Annotated in this window: 18 protein-coding genes; 9 read left to right on the top strand and 9 right to left on the bottom strand. The window is 71.4% G+C overall.

Annotated features, from left to right (window positions below; translation table 11 throughout):
* Positions 1-66: 66 nt before the first annotated feature.
* Complete coding sequence (locus tag AXK60_RS22880; protein ID WP_068575307.1) at positions 67-1512, bottom strand: HAMP domain-containing sensor histidine kinase; 1446 nt, start codon at positions 1510-1512, stop codon at positions 67-69.
* Between the two features lie 91 nt (positions 1513-1603).
* Positions 1604-2290, bottom strand: a complete 687-nt coding sequence (locus AXK60_RS22875) for a response regulator transcription factor (protein WP_068574809.1) — start codon at positions 2288-2290, stop codon at positions 1604-1606.
* Between the two features lie 129 nt (positions 2291-2419).
* Between AXK60_RS22875 and AXK60_RS22870 the strand changes: the two genes are divergently transcribed.
* Positions 2420-3481 (top strand): GGDEF domain-containing protein, encoded by a 1062-nt coding sequence (locus AXK60_RS22870; RefSeq protein ID WP_139058089.1) that lies wholly within the window; start codon positions 2420-2422, stop codon positions 3479-3481.
* Between the two features lie 42 nt (positions 3482-3523).
* Positions 3524-4543: a GGDEF domain-containing protein gene (locus tag AXK60_RS22865; RefSeq protein ID WP_139058088.1), complete on the top strand. Its 1020-nt coding sequence runs from the start codon at positions 3524-3526 to the stop codon at positions 4541-4543.
* A 41-nt stretch (positions 4544-4584) separates the two neighbouring features.
* Here the strand turns inward: AXK60_RS22865 and AXK60_RS22860 are convergent, their stop codons facing one another.
* The 4 genes from AXK60_RS22860 to mrf form a co-directional block, all read right to left on the bottom strand.
* Positions 4585-5238, bottom strand: a complete 654-nt coding sequence (locus tag AXK60_RS22860) for a trimeric intracellular cation channel family protein (RefSeq protein ID WP_068574803.1) — start codon at positions 5236-5238, stop codon at positions 4585-4587.
* Between the two features lie 80 nt (positions 5239-5318).
* Complete coding sequence (gene rpmF, locus AXK60_RS22855; protein WP_013127873.1) at positions 5319-5492, bottom strand: 50S ribosomal protein L32; 174 nt, start codon at positions 5490-5492, stop codon at positions 5319-5321.
* Between the two features lie 77 nt (positions 5493-5569).
* Positions 5570-5833: a type B 50S ribosomal protein L31 gene (locus AXK60_RS22850; RefSeq protein WP_068574801.1), complete on the bottom strand. Its 264-nt coding sequence runs from the start codon at positions 5831-5833 to the stop codon at positions 5570-5572.
* Positions 5830-7041, bottom strand: a complete 1212-nt coding sequence (gene mrf / locus AXK60_RS22845) for a ribosome hibernation factor-recruiting GTPase MRF (RefSeq protein ID WP_139058140.1) — start codon at positions 7039-7041, stop codon at positions 5830-5832. Before mrf ends, AXK60_RS22850 begins: the two co-directional genes overlap by 4 nt.
* 55 nt (positions 7042-7096) lie before the next feature.
* Between mrf and rpmB the strand changes: the two genes are divergently transcribed.
* From rpmB to AXK60_RS22810, 7 genes are all read left to right on the top strand, one after another.
* Positions 7097-7333, top strand: a complete 237-nt coding sequence (rpmB, locus tag AXK60_RS22840; RefSeq protein ID WP_068574798.1) for a 50S ribosomal protein L28 — start codon at positions 7097-7099, stop codon at positions 7331-7333.
* Positions 7334-7498: a 50S ribosomal protein L33 gene (rpmG, locus tag AXK60_RS22835; protein ID WP_068574796.1), complete on the top strand. Its 165-nt coding sequence runs from the start codon at positions 7334-7336 to the stop codon at positions 7496-7498.
* The gene (gene rpsN / locus AXK60_RS22830; RefSeq protein WP_068574794.1) at positions 7498-7803 is read left to right on the top strand and encodes a 30S ribosomal protein S14; all 306 of its coding nucleotides are present in this window, start codon (positions 7498-7500) and stop codon (positions 7801-7803) included. The genes rpmG and rpsN overlap by 1 nt, the downstream gene beginning before the upstream one ends.
* Complete coding sequence (gene rpsR / locus AXK60_RS22825; RefSeq protein ID WP_068574792.1) at positions 7803-8030, top strand: 30S ribosomal protein S18; 228 nt, start codon at positions 7803-7805, stop codon at positions 8028-8030. Before rpsN ends, rpsR begins: the two co-directional genes overlap by 1 nt.
* A gap of 139 nt (positions 8031-8169) precedes the next feature.
* Entirely contained in the window at positions 8170-9108 is a 939-nt protein-coding gene (locus AXK60_RS22820; RefSeq protein WP_068574790.1) for an AEC family transporter, read from the top strand.
* 138 nt (positions 9109-9246) lie between these two features.
* On the top strand, positions 9247-10239 hold the full coding sequence (locus tag AXK60_RS27230; RefSeq protein ID WP_068574788.1) for a hypothetical protein: 993 nt from the start codon (positions 9247-9249) through the stop codon (positions 10237-10239).
* A gap of 104 nt (positions 10240-10343) precedes the next feature.
* Entirely contained in the window at positions 10344-10946 is a 603-nt protein-coding gene (locus tag AXK60_RS22810; RefSeq protein ID WP_068574786.1) for a DUF1707 SHOCT-like domain-containing protein, read from the top strand.
* Here the strand turns inward: AXK60_RS22810 and AXK60_RS22805 are convergent, their stop codons facing one another.
* The 3 genes from AXK60_RS22805 to AXK60_RS22795 form a co-directional block, all read right to left on the bottom strand.
* Positions 10947-13001 carry a VWA domain-containing protein gene (locus AXK60_RS22805; protein ID WP_068574784.1) on the bottom strand — a complete coding sequence of 685 codons (2055 nt, stop codon included), beginning with the start codon at positions 12999-13001 and terminating at the stop codon, positions 10947-10949. It lies immediately after the preceding gene.
* Positions 12991-14418, bottom strand: a complete 1428-nt coding sequence (locus tag AXK60_RS22800) for a sigma 54-interacting transcriptional regulator (RefSeq protein WP_068575306.1) — start codon at positions 14416-14418, stop codon at positions 12991-12993. Before AXK60_RS22800 ends, AXK60_RS22805 begins: the two co-directional genes overlap by 11 nt.
* A 75-nt stretch (positions 14419-14493) precedes the next feature.
* The gene (locus AXK60_RS22795; protein WP_068574783.1) at positions 14494-15357 is read right to left on the bottom strand and encodes an SCO6745 family protein; all 864 of its coding nucleotides are present in this window, start codon (positions 15355-15357) and stop codon (positions 14494-14496) included.
* Positions 15358-15362: the final 5 nt, after the last annotated feature.

Below are 15362 nucleotides of genomic sequence, written 5' to 3'. Positions count from 1 at the left end.
GCCCCCTCCTTCGTGTCTCACGCCAAGACTGCAGTCGCCGCCTGTGAGGTCGCTGTGAGCAGATTGTCACTTCCCCCGGAGCAGCCGCATGCGGGGTTCCCGATGCACGATCTGCGGGGCCCGTCCGCCCGCCACCGGGCTGCCGGGGATCTCGAACCGGACCAGGGCACCGCCACCGTCGGCCGAGCCGACCGCCACGCTGCCGCCGTGCCGCTCGATCACCTGCTTGACGATCGCGAGGCCCAGACCCGAGCCGGGCATCGAACGACTCGCCATCGACCGGTAGAACCGCTCGAAGACCAGCTCGCGGTCCTCCTCCGGGATGCCGGGGCCGCTGTCGGCGACGGTGAGCGCCGCCCGGTCCACGCCGACCTCGGACAGCTCGACGCGCACCACGGCACCGTCGGGCGAGAACTTCGCGGCGTTGTCGAGCACGTTGACCACGGCACGGCCCAGCCCGCCGTTGTCGCCGTACACGTACCAGGGCGCGCTGGAGACCTCGAACCGCACCGTCGGGCGGCGGCGCTCCACCCGCTCGACCGCCTTGGCGAGGACCTCCTCGAGGTCGATCTCCTCGTTGACGGCCTCGGGGGCGTCCTCCCGCGCCAGGTCGACGAGGTCTCCGACCAGCGTGGTCAGCTCCTCGACCTGCGCGAGCACATCGGCGGAGAGCTCCTGCAGATCCTCCTCCGGGATCGGCGGGGCGCCGGGGCGGCGCGTGGCGATGAGCAGCTCGACGTTGGTGCGCAGGCTGGTCAGCGGGGTGCGCAGCTCGTGCCCCGCGTCGGCGACGAGGCGGGCCTGCCGGTCGCGCGACTCGGCGAGGGCCTGCAGCATCGTGTTGAAGCTGATGCTCAGCCGCGCCAGCTCGTCGCGGCCCGTCACGGGGATCGGCGTCAGATCGTCGGTGCGGGCGACGCGCTCCGCGGCCTCGGTGAGCCGCTGGACCGGCCTGAGCCCGCCGCGGGCGACCGCGGTGCCGGCGATCGCCGCGAGGATCACGCCGCACGCGCCGACCACGATGAGCACCGTCCCCAGCTCGCTGAGCAGGTTCTTCGTGGGTGTCAGGTCCTCGGCGACGATGATCGTCACGCCGTTGTCCAGCCGCCGGGCCATGACGCGGGTGTCGCCCACCGAGCGCAGCGACTGCTCGAGCTTGCCCGAGATCACGGCGCGCTCGTCGTCGCCGATCGGGACCTGCCCGGACGGCCCGGAGTGGTACGGCGTCCCGTCGGGATAGACGACCATCGTGCGGTTGACGGACATGTCCGGACGGAACATGAGCATCATCATCACGGTGGTGAACTGCGTGACCGGCGAGCTCATCGCCGGCGCCACCGAGTCCACCTGCTGGTGCAGCCGGTTGTCGACGTCCGCGTACATGGCCCGTTTGACCACGAAGAACGCCGACGCCGCCATGAGTGCGACGGTGATACCCACGACCACCGCGGCCAGCAGCGTCACCCGCCAGCGGAAGCTGACGTTGCGGGTGACCGGGTTCGGGTCGCGCATGGGGCGCTTGTCCCGGACCTCCGGCCGGGCGTGCCGGGGCAGGGGTCCGGACACCGTCGGGATGCGCCCCGTCACGGCGCGCCCCCAGGCGTCACGGCGGGGTCTCGCGCAGGACGTACCCGACGCCCCGCACGGTGTGGATCAGCCGGCTCTCGCCATCGGCCTCGGTCTTGCGGCGCAGGTACCCGACGTACACCTCCAGCGCGTTGCCCGAGGTCGGGAAGTCGTAACCCCACACCTCCTCGAGGATCCGGCTGCGGGTCAGCACCCGGCGCGGGTTGCCCATGAGCATCTCGAGCAGGCTGAACTCCGTCCGCGTGAGGCTGATGGAGCGCTCGCCGCGGGAGACCTCGCGGGTCGCCGGGTCGAGGCTCAGGTCCTCGAACGCGAACACCTCGTTGTCCGCGCCCGCGTCCGGCGTGGCGCGGCGCAGCAGCGCCCGCATGCGGGCGAGGAGTTCCTCGAGCGCGAAGGGCTTGGGCAGGTAGTCGTCGGCGCCCGCGTCCAGCCCGCTGACCCGGTCGCTCACCGCGTCACGCGCGGTGAGCACGAGGATCGGCAGGTCGTCGCCGGCGCTGCGCAGGCGACGGCACACCTCGAGGCCGTCGAGCCGGGGCATGTTCAAGTCGAGCACCACCGCATCGGGGCGGTTGCCCGCGATGTGATCGAGGGCGTCCTGGCCGTCCACGGCCGTGTCCACCTGGTACCCGTTGAAGGTCAGTGAGCGCCGCAGGGACTCCCGCACCGCGCGGTCGTCGTCGACCACCAGAATTCGCATGGTTACCAGTCTTACCCAACGCGGCTAGGAATTCGCTGAAGAGGCGGCAGTGATGTGCGGCTCCGGTAATTCTGGACAACGGCTTCGACAATTTGGTGCACGGCCGATGCACCGACATACACTCGAATCGTGTCCGTAGCCCCTGGATTCGCCCGTCGCCGCGCCGGCGTGCCCGTCGGTGCGCTGCTGCGCATCCATCGCGACGGCGCGCGGGTCCACGCCGAGAACCTGGCGCTGATCCGCACCCTCGGCATGGAACGCCCAGCGGCATTGCTCTCCGCCCTGTGTTCCTTCGCCGGATGGGGCGGCGTGGCGCTGCTCGCGATCGACGACTGGTCCCCCGCCGCGATCCCGAGCCTGTTCGCCTCCGCGCTGGGGTTCCTCTGGGGCGCGCGGTTCGCGACCGGTCGCCCGCTGACCTATCACGGATCGCTCGCTTACATCGCGTTCAGCAACGCCGGCCTTCTCATCGCGCTGCACGCAGCGCCGTCGACCCTCGTCGCGCTGCTGGAGACCATCTGGATGCTCGCGACGGTGTGCTTCGCCTACACCTGGCACGGCCGCGTCGCCGTCGCGATCCAGTACGTCGTGATCGTCCTGTGCATGATCATCACCGCGACCGCCGCCGCCCGGTTCGACGACGTCCGCCCCGTGGTCCTCGCGATCAGCCTCGGCACCGTCGCCTGCGCCGCGCAACTGTCCTTCCTGACCTTCGCGGGCAAGGAGCGGCTCGGCCGGTTCGCCCTGACCTCGGAGCGCCTGTCGCGGCTCGACGAACTGACCGGACTCCTCAATCGGCGCGGGCTCACCGCCGTGGCGGGCAACCGACCCGGCACCGTCGCCGTCGCGATGATCGACCTCGACCACTTCAAGCGGATCAACGACGCGCACGGCCACGCCACCGGCGACGAAGTACTGCTCCTGGCCGCGCGTCGGCTCCAGACGATCTGCGGTGCCAATGCCCTCGTCGCCCGCCTCGGCGGCGACGAATTCGCGGTCGTCACCGACCACGTGCCCACCGACCTCGGCGAGCGGCTGTTCGACCCCGCCGACGGCACCCCGGTCCACGCAAGTGTCGGCGTGGCACACGGCGTCGCCGACAGCGCCGCCGCCCTCGAGCGGCTCCTCGCCGCCGCCGACGCCGCGATGTACGCCGCGAAACACGCAGGTGGACGCTGGATCGCCTCGTGAACAGATTCTTCAATCCTGAAGCTTTGCGCTAGCGTGGCCACCATGTCCAGCGCCGGGATCCGAGCCGTGTTCGACAGCGGCGCGAGCGTCCACGCCGACAAGTACGACGTCCTGAGACGGGTGGGGCTGCATCGCGTAGCGGTGAACCTCGCGGCGCTCTGCGTCGCCGGAATCGCCGTCACCGCGATCCTGCTAGCACTCAGCGGCCGGTCGACGATCCCGGCGCTGTGTGTCGCGCTGGCCGTGCCCGCCGTCGGCTGGGCCTGGTTCCTGCATCGGACGCCGCGGATGCGATACGCCCAGTCGCTCGGTTTCCTCGCGTACTGCGACGTCGTGATCATCGTCGGCCTCTTCGTCGTGACCGACTCGGAGGTCGGGTTCCTCAAACTCACCTGGCTCGTCGCGGTGAGCGGCTACGCCTACGGGTTCCACGGGCGGGTCGCGATGGCGCTGCAGAGTGCGATCGGTGTCGTCGGCCTCGGCGTGGTTATCGCGATGGCCCTGATCCACCACGACTCGTCGATCCCGCTGCTCGCGGCGGGCTCGGTCACCGTTGTCGTCATCAACGCCGCCACCGCACTCGTCATCGACGGCGGCATCCGCCGGTTCGGGCTCACCGCCGAACGTGCAGAGCATCTCGCGCGGCTCGACGATCTCACGGGACTGCTCAACCGCCGGGGCCTCGGTCACGCGTGCCGCGGCTGGTCGGGGGCCATGACGGTGGCCGTCCTCGACCTGGACGGGTTCAAGCGGCTCAACGACACCCACGGCCACCCCGCGGGCGACGAGGTCCTGCGCCACGTCGCTCGTGGACTGCGTGCCGCGGCCGGGCCCAGTGCCCTGGTCGCCCGCCTCGGCGGCGACGAGTTCGCCGTGGTCGCCGGCCGTCTCCCCGACCTCGAGGCCGGTATCCGCGGCACGTTCGACGGGGTGCCCGTCCGCGCGAGTCTGGGCCTCGCCCACGGGATCGCCGACGGCGCCGCCGGCCTCGACGCGCTCCTCGCCTCCGCCGACGCCGCCATGTACCGGGCCAAGCGGGCGGCGGACCGTCGGACCGCCTGAGCGGGAGCCGCGCCACCCGGCGGCCCGGAGACACCGGACCGTCAGCGCCGGAGCATCCGGCGGCACCCGCGGTAGAAGCGGTGCGCGACGTTCTCCGGCGCGAGGGGCACGCTCCACCCCTGCCACAGGGCGAGGAGCCGGAAACCCGTGGCCAGCACGGCGCCGACCACGAGCGACCGCGCGTCGGTGGCGCCCCAGTACGAGGCGAGCACCGTCGCGCCGGCGCCGGTGAGCGCGGGGATGGCGTAGAGATCGCGCTCCTGGATGAGCAGCGGCACCTCGTTGACGAGGATGTCGCGCAGCACGCCGCCACCGAGCGCGGCGGTGATGCCGATGAGCGCGGCGGCGAAGGGCGACGCGTCGTGGTGCAGGGCCGTCAGCGCGCCGGCGGCGGAGAACACGCCCATGCCGATCGCGTCGAGCACGACCACCGACAGCTTGAGCCGCCCGAACTGCGGGTGGAAGACGAAGACGAAGGCGGCCGCGATCGTGGCCGTGGTGAGGTTCTCCCAGCCCTGGAAGGACGCGGGCGGGTGGATGCCGAGCAGGACGTCGCGCGCCACGCCGCCGCCCACGCCGGTGAGCGCGGCCAGCGTCCAGACGCCGAACAGGTCGAGCCGCTTGCGGACGCCGATCAGCGCGCCGGACGCCGCGAACACCGCGATGCCCGCGTAGTTCAGCACCGCCAGCAGCACGGAACCCCCCTAACGAGCTTGCATACACCTCAAGAGCGGGCCGGCACCAGGCCGACCCGCTCTTGGGGAAAGATCAGTTCTTAGCGGCGGTCGAGATCGACCAGGCCCAGCTTCGCGGCGCGCACGAGGCGACGCGGAACCAGGTGGGTGCGGCCGCCGACCTGCACGGCCTGCAGCTCGGGGTTGTTCGCCTTCCACTGCGAGCGGCGAGCATGCGTGTTCGCCCGCGACATACGGCGCTTCGGTACAGCCATGATTCTTCCTATCGGTCTTGACGAAAAAAGCTCTCGACGCGAGCCCGGAAGGCTTCCAACGTCACAAGCACAGAAGTCTACCGCCGAACAGCCCGCCCGCCAAAACGCGCGTACTTCTCCTCGAACTTCTGCACGCGTCCGGCCGTGTCGACCAGCCGCTGCTTGCCCGTCCACAGCGGGTGCGAGTCGCTGGTGACGTCCACGACGATCAGCGGATAGGTCTCCCCCTCGACCTCGACGGTCCGCGCCGACGTCGCCGTACTCCGGGTGACGAAGACCTTCCCCGTCGACGCGTCCTGGAACGCGACGGGGCGGTACTCCGGGTGGATTCCTTGCTTCATGACATCTCCTCGTCTTCTCGTGTCCCGGCCGCCGGGTCGGGGGCCAGGTCCTCGCACGGGTCGGCGTGCATCGCGCCGAACGGGTCGTGCCAGAGCGCCCACTCGCCGGGCCCGGCGGCGAATTCGGCGGGGGTCAGCTCGGCCCAGCGCAGCGTCTCGGCGACGCGCACGGGGTCGGCCCCGGCGACCAGCACCACCAGGTCGGTCCGACGGTCCCCGTAGGCCTCATCCCAGCCGGCGGACGCCATCGCCCAGCGGTCGGGACTCCCCTGGCCGCCCGCGGCGAGCCACGGGCCCGCCGCGCCGACGCGCAGCCCCGCCCCGGCGGACTCGAGCCAGAAGGCATCGTCGGGACTGGTGGCGATCCAGATCCGCCCCCGCGCGTGGACCACCCCGTCGAGCAGCGCGTCGATGGCCTCGTGGAGTCTGCCGGGGTGCATCGGCCGGCGCGCGCTGAACTCGACCAGGCAGACGTCGCCGTCGGGCTCGAGGGGCGGGCAGCCGGGGAGCAGCGGCCCGAAGGGCTCGATCGGCGCGCGCGGGGCCCCCAGCCGTGAGAGCAGGCCGGCCAGCGGCGCCCGCTCGCGGGCGATCGGCGCACCGGGCGCCAGGCGGCGCAGCACCGCGCGCAGGCGGGCGGGGTCGGGACTGTCGCCGGTCACCACCAGCAGGTCCGCGTTCTGCGCGTGCCCCACGGCCAGCTGGGCGACGGTGCGCTCGTCGTCGTCCAGCACCGCGAACCGCTCACCGAGCTCCTGCTCGCCGAGGGCGTCGTCGAGCCAGGTCGCGCCGTCGACGAAACCGATCGTCCCGACCACCTCGACGTCGCGGGCCGCGGGCGCGGAGACGCCGCCGACCATCTCGACGACGACGTGCTCGATCGCGTGCCGCAGCGCGTCGGCCTCGAGGGTGGGGTCGAGCCGCACCACGATCCGCCGGACGCTCGCCCGGCGGTGCAGGGTGCGCAGCAGCGGCAGTATGTCCTCGCGCAGCGTGCACGAGACGCAGCCGTGGGCGAGCTCGAGCAGAGCGACGCGCTCCTCGGCGGTGCCGTCGGGCCGGACGGTGGACTCCGACCGGACGACCATCCCCTCGCGGAGGCCGGACAGATCGTGGTGCACGACGACGGTGCCGGGTTCGGCCAGATCGAGGGCGCGCTCCTGCCCTCCGAAGCCGGTGAGGAGCAGGACCGGAGTTCTGTTGGAAATGATTCCCATTTCTAGTACGTTACCTTATCGACAACTGTTCGCAAGAAGGAGGACCATGTCCGCACACTGCCAGGTCACGGGCCGAGCGCCCGGCTTCGGCAAGCGGGTCTCGCACAGTCACGTGCGCACGAACCGCCGCTGGGACCCGAACATCCAGCGCCGCCGCTACTACGTGCCCTCGCTCGGACGCACCGTCACGCTCCGGGTGTCCACGAAGGGCATCAAGACCATCGATCGCCGCGGCATCGACGCCGTGGTCGCCGACATCCTGTCCCGAGGGGAGAAGCTGTAAATGGCCCGCAACGAGATCCGACCGATCATCAAACTCAGGTCCACCGCCGGCACGGGGTACACGTACGTGACCCGGAAGAACCGTCGCAACGACCCCGACCGCATGGTGCTGCGCAAGTTCGACCCGGTGGTCCGGCAGCACGTCGACTTCCGCGAGGAGCGCTGATGGCGAGCGTCGCGAAGATCGCCGCGAACGAGCGGCGGAAGGTTCTGGTCGCGCGCTGGGCCGCGCGCCGCGCCGAGCTCAAGCGGGTCATCGCGCACCCGTCGACCTCGGCTCACGACCGCGCGGCGGCCGTGAGCGCGCTCGCGAAGCTGCCCCGCGACGGGTCGGCCACGCGCGTGCGCAACCGCGACGCCGCCGACGGCCGGCCCCGCGGGCATCTGCGCAAGTTCGGCCTGTCCCGCGTCCGGGTCCGGCAGATGGCGCACGACGGTCAGCTGCCCGGCGTCCGGAAGTCGAGCTGGTGATGGCACGCAGGCCCGTGCGCACCCCGGCCACGCGCCGCGGCCTCGTCCGCGTGCCCGACGGTGCCCTCGACTACAAGAACGTCACGTACCTGCGGACCTTCCTCAACGACCGCGGCAAGTTGCGCTCCCGCGCCGTGACCCGGCTGTCGCCGCAGGACCAGAAGCAGCTCGCGCTGGCGGTGAAGAACGCGCGCGAGATGGCGTTGCTCCCGTACTCGACGAAGTAGCCTCCCGAAGCCGGGCTCAAGCGGGGTCACGATGCGAATACATCGCCGCGCCCGCGCACGAGCCCGGTTCGGACCACCCGTCCCGTGCATCCGGGCGCAGCCTCGGGCACGATACTTCGGTCGCGTAACCTTCTGGCTCGTGACCTCCGTGCTGGCCGGCTTCGCCGTGATCGCGATCATCATCGCGGCGGGCTGGCTGGTCGGCCGGGTCGGCGTCCTGGGCGAGGAGCCCGAGAAGCAGCTCTCGCTCCTGGTGTTCTACCTGCTCACCCCGGCCCTGTTGCTGCACGCGCTGGCGACCACGGACGTGACGGTGCTGTTCAGTTCGCGACTGTGGGTCAGTGCGGGGTCGGCGCTGGCGATCGGTGCGATCTACTACGTGATCGTCCGGGGGTTCCGGCGCCGGCCGATGGGCGACGCCACGATCGGCGCGCTCGCGGCCAGCTACGTCAACTCGTCGAACCTGGGCATCCCGATCGCGGTGTTCGTGCTGCACGACACCTCGTACGTGGCTCCGCTGCTGTTGTTCCAGATCCTCATCTACTCGACGATCGCGCTGACCATGCTCGACGTCGCCGAGTTCCGGGACAGTCCCGAGAAGACCCAGCCGATCTGGCGCACCGTCGCCACTCCCCTGCTCAACCCGATCGTCGTGGGCGCGCTGCTCGGCCTCGCGATCTCCGTCGCGGGGTGGCACCCGCCGGACTGGTTGATGAGCCCGGTGAAACTGCTCGGCGACGCGTCGGTGCCGATGGCGCTGGTGGTGTTCGGGCTGTCCCTGGGCGGGGTGCGGGTGCTGCAGAAGGGCGAGGCGCCCCGTCGGGACATCGCGCTGGCGACCGTGCTCAAGATGATCGCAATGCCTGTGCTCGCGTGGGCGATGTCCCGGTTCCTGTTCGGCCAGTCCGGCCACGCCCTGTTCGCGCAGACGGTGACCGCCGCCCTCCCCACGGCACAGAACGTGCTGGTCTACGGCCTGCGATACAACCGCGGCGTGATCCTGGCGCGGGACACCGGCCTTATCACGACGATGCTGTCGATACCGGCGATCATGCTGATCGCGGCTCTCCTCACCTGACGGATGTGACGAACGACCGGGTCACATTACGCCTGTGACGCCCGTTTCGGCTTGGGTTCGGCATCTTACTCGTGGGTTAATAAGACTACGAGCGGTGCGCTGTACGGCGCGCCGCGACCACACACTCAGGAGAGACCCATGGCTCAGACCGCCGCTCAGCGCGCCGTCGAGGTGTTCGTCTCTGCCGTTCAGGCCCGCGGGGGCAAGGCAGAGGTCGCCACGAAGGGGAGCACCGTGCTCGTCACCGTGACCGCAGCCGGCCGCACCGAGACGCTTCGCGTCAAGGCCACCACCGGCGACACCTGGCAGGCCCGCAAGGGTGAGGCCGTCGCCAAGGCGCCCGTCACCGCGTGGGCGCTCGTCGACCTGTCCGACGGTGCGCCGATCGCCATCGTCTCGGCCGCCGACTACGCCGCGCACGTCGGCAAGCTCGCCGCCGGCTACGAGGGCAAGAACCCGGGCAAGACCCTGACCGCGAACACCAACCTCGTCGTCACCGCCGACGCCGTGGCCGCCTGGGAGGACGCCTGGTCCGTGCTGGGGCTCGACGGTGCCGCCGCCGCGCCCGCCAAGGCCGCTGCCCCCGCGAAGCCCGCCGCGGCTGCGAAGCCGGCCGCTGCCAAGACCGCCACCAAGCCGGCCGCGGCGAAGAGCACCGCCGCCAAGAAGGCCCCGGCCAAGACCACTGCCGCCACGAAGGCCGCCGCGGCCACGAAGGCGCCGGCCAAGACCGCGGCTGCGAAGAGCACCGCCGCCAAGCCCGCGGCTGCGAAGTCCACCCCCGCGAAGACCGCTGCGGCGAAGCCTGCGGCGAGCAAGCCTGCCGCCAAGAAGGCACCGGTCAAGGCCTCGGAGGCCAAGATCACCCCGATCGCCGCGCAGAAGGACGCCGCGTCGAAGGGCAAGGCTCCCGCCTCCATCGACGCGAAGTCGGCGAAGCCCGCGGCCGCCCCCAAGGCCGACGCGAAGGCCGCCCCGAAGGCCAAGGCCACCAAGGCCGAGACCAAGCCGGAGACGAAGGCACCGTCGAAGGACGTGGCCAAGGCCGACAAGCCCGCGCCGAAGAAGAATCAGCCCACCGGCATCGCGCTGCTCCTCAAGCGCCTCCCGGTGGTCGGCCGCCTGCTCTGACGCGGCGCCCCCACCCTCGACGATCCGGCCTCCCCGCTCTGCAGCGGGGAGGCCGGCTCGCTGTCGGCAGCGGGGACCCACCCGCTTCGCCTAGAGTCGAGGCTATGTCCGACGAGCTCGAACCCCTGCGCCGCGACGTCCTGCGGGCATCGGATCACGACCGCAACCGTGTGGTGGAGATGCTCTCCGAGGCCCTCGGCCTCGGCCAGATCACGCTGCCCGAGTACGAGGAGCGGTCGCACAACGCCGTGCAGGCCCGCACGTTCGCGGACCTCGACCGGTTGGTCGTCGACCTTCCGGCCGTGCAGGCACCGTCGTCGATGGCGGCTCCCGCGTACCGCGCACCGTCGGTCGCGCCCGCGGGAGTGCCGCGCATGAGCGAGAACAAGTGGGCCGTCATGTCCGGAACACGGGTGCGCGGGCCGATCGCCGTGGGACCCGAGCACACCGCCACCGCGTTCTGGGGTGGTGTGAACCTGGACCTGCGCGAGGCCACCTTCCTCGTGGGCGATGTGACCCTGAACGTCTACGCCGTCATGGGCGGCGTCGAGATCATCCTGCCCAAGGGCGCCAACGTGCACGTCGAGGGCGTCGGGATCATGGGCGCTTTCGAGCACAAGAACCCGCAGACCGGTGACCCCACCGGTCCCCGGATCACCGTGAAGGGCTTCGCCTTCTGGGGCGGGGTCGAGGTGAAGATCAAGTAGCTATCCCCGCTTGCGGCTGCCCAGGTAGTCACTGACCACGGCGGCGCCCAGGCCGTCGAGGTCCGGCGAGACGAGCCGCCCACCCACGCGCCGCACCACCGCGGTGAGGAAGCGGGTGAGCCCGGGGTCGTCGCCGAGCTGGAAGACGGTGATCTGCGCGCCTTGCGCGGCAACGGCGTCCAGGCCGCGCACCGTCATCGCGACGGTCCGCGGGTGCGGCGGGTAGTCGAAGAAGGCCTCCCCTCGGGGGGCTCCGCCCCCCGAGTCCCCCCCGACTCCTCTCCTGCCGTTCCGCTCCAGGTGCGCGGTCGGCTCACCGTCGGTGACCACGAGCAGCACCGGCTGCGCGTTCGGATGGGCACGGAAGTGCTGCTGCGCCAACTGGAGTGCGTGGTGCAGGTTCGTGCCCTGTTCGTAGGCGCCGTCGAGCCCGGTCAACTCCCCCACGCTGAGCGTGCGCGCGTAGCGGCCGAATCCGATGAGCGCCAGGTCGTCTCCGCGGAAGCGCGTCGAGATCAGCTGGTGCAGCGCCAGAGCCGTGCGCTTCATCGGCAGCCAGCGGCCCTCCATCACCATGGAGAAACTGGTGTCCACGAGCAGCGCGACCGCCGCGTGGCTGCGGGCCTCGGTCTCGGTGACCTCGATGTCGCGGGCGTCCAACTGCACTGCGCCGGAACGTCCCTCACCGGCCTGCCGCAGCACCCCGTTGAGCACGGTGCGGGTCGCGTCCCACGGCTCGGTGTCGCCGAACCGCCACTCCCGGCTCGCGCCGGTGGCCTCGCCCGTCGCCCCGGTGCGGGCTGTGTTCCGCTCCCCTCCCCGCGAGGTCAGACGGTGCGCCACGTCCCGCAGGATCGACTGGCCGAGTTGCCGGATCGCCTTGGGCGAGAGGCGGAGCGAGCCGTCGGCGTCGCGGGAGAAGTAACCCTGGTCGCGGAGCGCCTTCTCCAGGTCGGCGAGAGTGCGCGCGTCGGCCACCGCCTCGTCGCCGAGCTGCCGCTGCAGCGCCTCGAGGTCGATGTCGTCGAGCGATGCACCGTTGTACTGCTGGTTCAGCTGATCCGCCAGGGATTCCAAGTCGGCGATGTCCTGCATCGCCTGCGTCGCGTCCCCCAGACCCATGCCCTCGGATCCCTCGAACTCCTGGCTACCGAACCAGTCCTCGCCGGGGCGCGCGTCCATGAGCTTGCCCGTGAGATCGTTCAACGCCTGCGAGAGCTGCGGCGAGCCGAAGGCGGCCTGCGACAGCTCGTCCAGCTCGGCCCGCTGCTCCGGGGTGAGGCTGTTGTACAGCCGCTGCGCCGCCGCCGACCGCTGCGCCAGCGCGTCGATGAGCTCGTCGATGTTGCGCGGGTTCTCGGGGAAGTACTGGCCGTGCTCGGCCATGAAGTCGTCGAAGTCGTCCTGCGTGGCCTCGCCGGCATTGTGCTTGTCCAGCAGCGTGTTCAGGTCGTCGAGCATCTTCTGGATCGCGGCGCGGTCCTCGTCGGTCGCGCCCTCGAGGGCCTGCTTGATCCCCGCGAACCGCTGATCGAGCAGCTCCCGCCCCAACAGATCGCGGATCTGCTCGAACTTCTGCGCCGCCTCGGGCGAGCGCCACCGGTAGTCCCCCAGTTCGCGCACGGCCTGCGCCGCCGACGGCGGCAGGTCGCCCAACCGCATCTCCTGGAACCGGGCATCGTCGTCCAGCGCCCGCGCGAGCTCCTTGCGCTCGGCGAGCACGGCCTCGTCGAGCAGCTTCTGGACGTCCTCGAAGGTCTTGCCGAGATTGTTGCGCTGCAACAGATCCTGCTTGCGGCGGTTCGCGAGCTCGGCCAGCTTGTCCAGCCCGCGCCGGTTCTCGCCGCCGCGCCGCAGGTACTCCTGCAGCGCGCGCCGCGGCGAGACGCCGTTCATCACGTCGCGACCGATCTCGTCGAGTGCGTCTCGCAGATCGACCGGCGGCGCCAGCGGATCCGGCCCGCCGGTGTACCGGCGGTAGCGGGCCAGATGCCCGCGCCGCGTGCCCTTGTCCCGACGTGGGCTCCGCCCTCCCCGAGACGAACTATCCGCCATAGACGGTCTGCCCCTCGTCGTCGGACTCCTTGCCGATGCGCCGCGCGAGGTACAGCCCCTCGAGCGCGAATTCCGCTGCCGCGGCACGCTCCCCGGGCGACTCGGCCTCGAGCCGTCGGTAGACCTCCGCGAGCACCGGCACCTCCGGCAGGTTCGCGAGCAGCGCCGCGGCGGTCACGTCGTCGCCGGTGACGATCGGCCCGCCGGCCTCGATGGCCTCCACGAGCGGGCCCAGATCGACGCCCAGCAGGTACTCGCCGATGGTCGCGGCGGTGGCGCGGCGCAGCAGGTGCACCAGGGTCGCGATCTCGCGCCCCTCCTCCCCCGCCTCGAACTCCACCTTGCCGCGCAGTACGTCCGGCACCGTCAGCAGGTCGACGGGGCGCGCCACCGACAGCTCCTCGCCGCCGACGGCCGCGCGGTGCAGCGCCGCGGCGGCGATGGTCTCCTGCGCCGCGATGGCGAACCGGGCGGACACGCCGGACCGCTGGTCGACGGCGGGCGACTCGCGCAGCTCGCGGGTGAACCGCGCCAGCACCTCGGTGAGGTACTGCGGCACGGAGGCGACCACGTCGGCCTCCTGCTCGATGACCGCGACCTCATCCTCGAGGTCGAGCGGGTAGTGCGTGCGGATCTCGGCGCCGAAGCGGTCCTTGAGCGGCGTGATGATGCGGCCGCGGTTGGTGTAGTCCTCGGGGTTCGCCGACGCCAGGAGCAGTACGTCGAGCGGCAGGCGCAGCGTGTAGCCGCGCACCTGGATGTCGCGCTCCTCCATGACATTGAGCATCGCCACCTGGATGCGCTCGGCCAGGTCGGGCAGCTCGTTGACGGCGACGATGCCGCGATGCGCCCGCGGGATGAGGCCGAAGTGGATGGTCTCGGGATCGCCCAGGCTGCGGCCCTGCGCCACCTTGACGGGGTCCACGTCGCCAACCAGATCGCCGACGGAGGTGTCCGGCGTGGCCAGCTTCTCCGAGTAGCGCTCCTCGCGGTGCTTCCACGCGACGGGCAGATCGTCGCCCAGTTCCTGTGCGCGGCGGATCGAGGCCGGGGTGATCGGGTGGTACGGGTGCTCGCCGAGCTCGGCTCCGTCGATCACGGGGGTCCACTCGTCGAGTAGGCCGACGATGGTGCGGATCAGGCGCGTCTTGCCCTGGCCGCGTTCGCCGAGCAGCACCACGTCGTGGCCGGCCAGCAGGGCCCGCTCGAGCTGCGGGACGACGGTGTCATCGAAGCCCTGGATGCCGTCCCAGGGGTTCGTGTCGGCCCGGAGGGCGGTGAGCAGATTGTTGCGGAGCTCGTCCTTGATCCCGCGGTAGACGTGGCCGGAGGCCCTGAGTTCGCCGACCGTGCCGGGAAGCTCGGTGGGGACGTCGGAGCGGCGATCGGTGCGTGCATCGGAGCGTGCGGAAGTCACGCCGTCCACGCTACGCCGGTCGACCCGCGCCGCCCCAGGGTCTACGCCCGCAGCGAAATCGGGAATACGGCGGGGCTACTTCTTCTTGGTGCCGGGGATGACGCCCGCGTCGATCACGGCCTTCGTCAGCGGCCGGATCCGGGTGATGAGCTCCTCCGACCCGGGTCCGAACGCGGCGGCGGTGATGGCGTCGGTGCCCGCCTCGATGTCGAGGTAGACGCCCATGCCCTCGCCCGTCAGGCGGTGCTCCTCCAGCTCGCCCTCGACGAGGCCGCGCTCCGCGAGGCGGGCGACCGCGTCGCCCCACTGCTGCTCGCTGTACCCGCGCGTGATGCGGAAGAACCTGCGCCCCATGACCCGACGGCGCACCGTCGGATCCGGGACGTCCGCCTCGTGCAGGACGCCCGCCTCGAGGCCGGTGAGCCCGTGCCGGATCAGCTCGGCGAGGTGGTTGTCGCCACGCCATTCGCGCAGCACCGAGAGGTGGCGCCAGAGGGCGAGGGCCGGATCGTCCGGCACCGTCGACGATGCCCAGGCGGAGGCGAGGGTGCGACCGGCGAGCGGCAGGTCGGCGACGAGGTCACCGAAGCCCTCGGCGAGCGCGCGGACCTCGGCCGGATCGATGCCGGCCAGGATCCCGCGGTACTGCTCGGCGAGCATGACGTAGCGGCGGTCATCGATCTCGGCCAGTCCCGCGTCGACGGCCACGGACCAGGCGCTCTCGATGAGCGTGGGCGCGAAGTTGTAGAACGCGGCGGCCACCACGGAGGCGTGCGCCTCGCCGATCGGGGCGGCCCGGGCGCCCACGTAGAAGGCGTGCTGGTCGATGCCCAGGTCGGCGACGGCGTCCCGGATGCCCGGGTTGAAGTACGCGACGACGTGGAAGGGCTCGACGGTCTCGTAGGCGGTACGGGCGAGGGCGACGGCGTTGTCCGACATGTCCC

The sequence above is a fragment of the Tsukamurella pseudospumae genome (assembly GCF_001575195.1).
In the GTDB taxonomy this organism is placed as follows: Bacteria; Actinomycetota; Actinomycetes; order Mycobacteriales; family Mycobacteriaceae; genus Tsukamurella; species Tsukamurella pseudospumae.
This window is presented reverse-complemented; position numbering and strand designations above follow the sequence as displayed.

Bases quoted from the DNA above. Each gene is read 5' to 3' on its own strand.
- AXK60_RS22850 (WP_068574801.1), bottom strand. From the start codon at position 5,833: ATGAAGCAAGGAATCCACCCGGAGTACCGCCCCGTCGCGTTCCAGGAC.
- AXK60_RS22865 (WP_139058088.1), top strand. From the start codon at position 3,524: ATGTCCAGCGCCGGGATCCGAGCCGTGTTCGACAGCGGCGCGAGCGTC.
- rpmG (WP_068574796.1), top strand. From the start codon at position 7,334: ATGGCCCGCAACGAGATCCGACCGATCATCAAACTCAGGTCCACCGCC.
- AXK60_RS27230 (WP_068574788.1), top strand. From the start codon at position 9,247: ATGGCTCAGACCGCCGCTCAGCGCGCCGTCGAGGTGTTCGTCTCTGCC.
- rpmF (WP_013127873.1), bottom strand. From the start codon at position 5,492: ATGGCTGTACCGAAGCGCCGTATGTCGCGGGCGAACACGCATGCTCGC.
- AXK60_RS22805 (WP_068574784.1), bottom strand. From the start codon at position 13,001: ATGGCGGATAGTTCGTCTCGGGGAGGGCGGAGCCCACGTCGGGACAAG.
- AXK60_RS22810 (WP_068574786.1), top strand. From the start codon at position 10,344: ATGTCCGACGAGCTCGAACCCCTGCGCCGCGACGTCCTGCGGGCATCG.
- AXK60_RS22875 (WP_068574809.1), bottom strand. From the start codon at position 2,290: ATGCGAATTCTGGTGGTCGACGACGACCGCGCGGTGCGGGAGTCCCTG.
- AXK60_RS22795 (WP_068574783.1), bottom strand. From the start codon at position 15,357: ATGTCGGACAACGCCGTCGCCCTCGCCCGTACCGCCTACGAGACCGTC.
- rpsR (WP_068574792.1), top strand. From the start codon at position 7,803: ATGGCACGCAGGCCCGTGCGCACCCCGGCCACGCGCCGCGGCCTCGTC.
- rpmB (WP_068574798.1), top strand. From the start codon at position 7,097: ATGTCCGCACACTGCCAGGTCACGGGCCGAGCGCCCGGCTTCGGCAAG.
- AXK60_RS22880 (WP_068575307.1), bottom strand. From the start codon at position 1,512: ATGCGCGACCCGAACCCGGTCACCCGCAACGTCAGCTTCCGCTGGCGG.
- rpsN (WP_068574794.1), top strand. From the start codon at position 7,498: ATGGCGAGCGTCGCGAAGATCGCCGCGAACGAGCGGCGGAAGGTTCTG.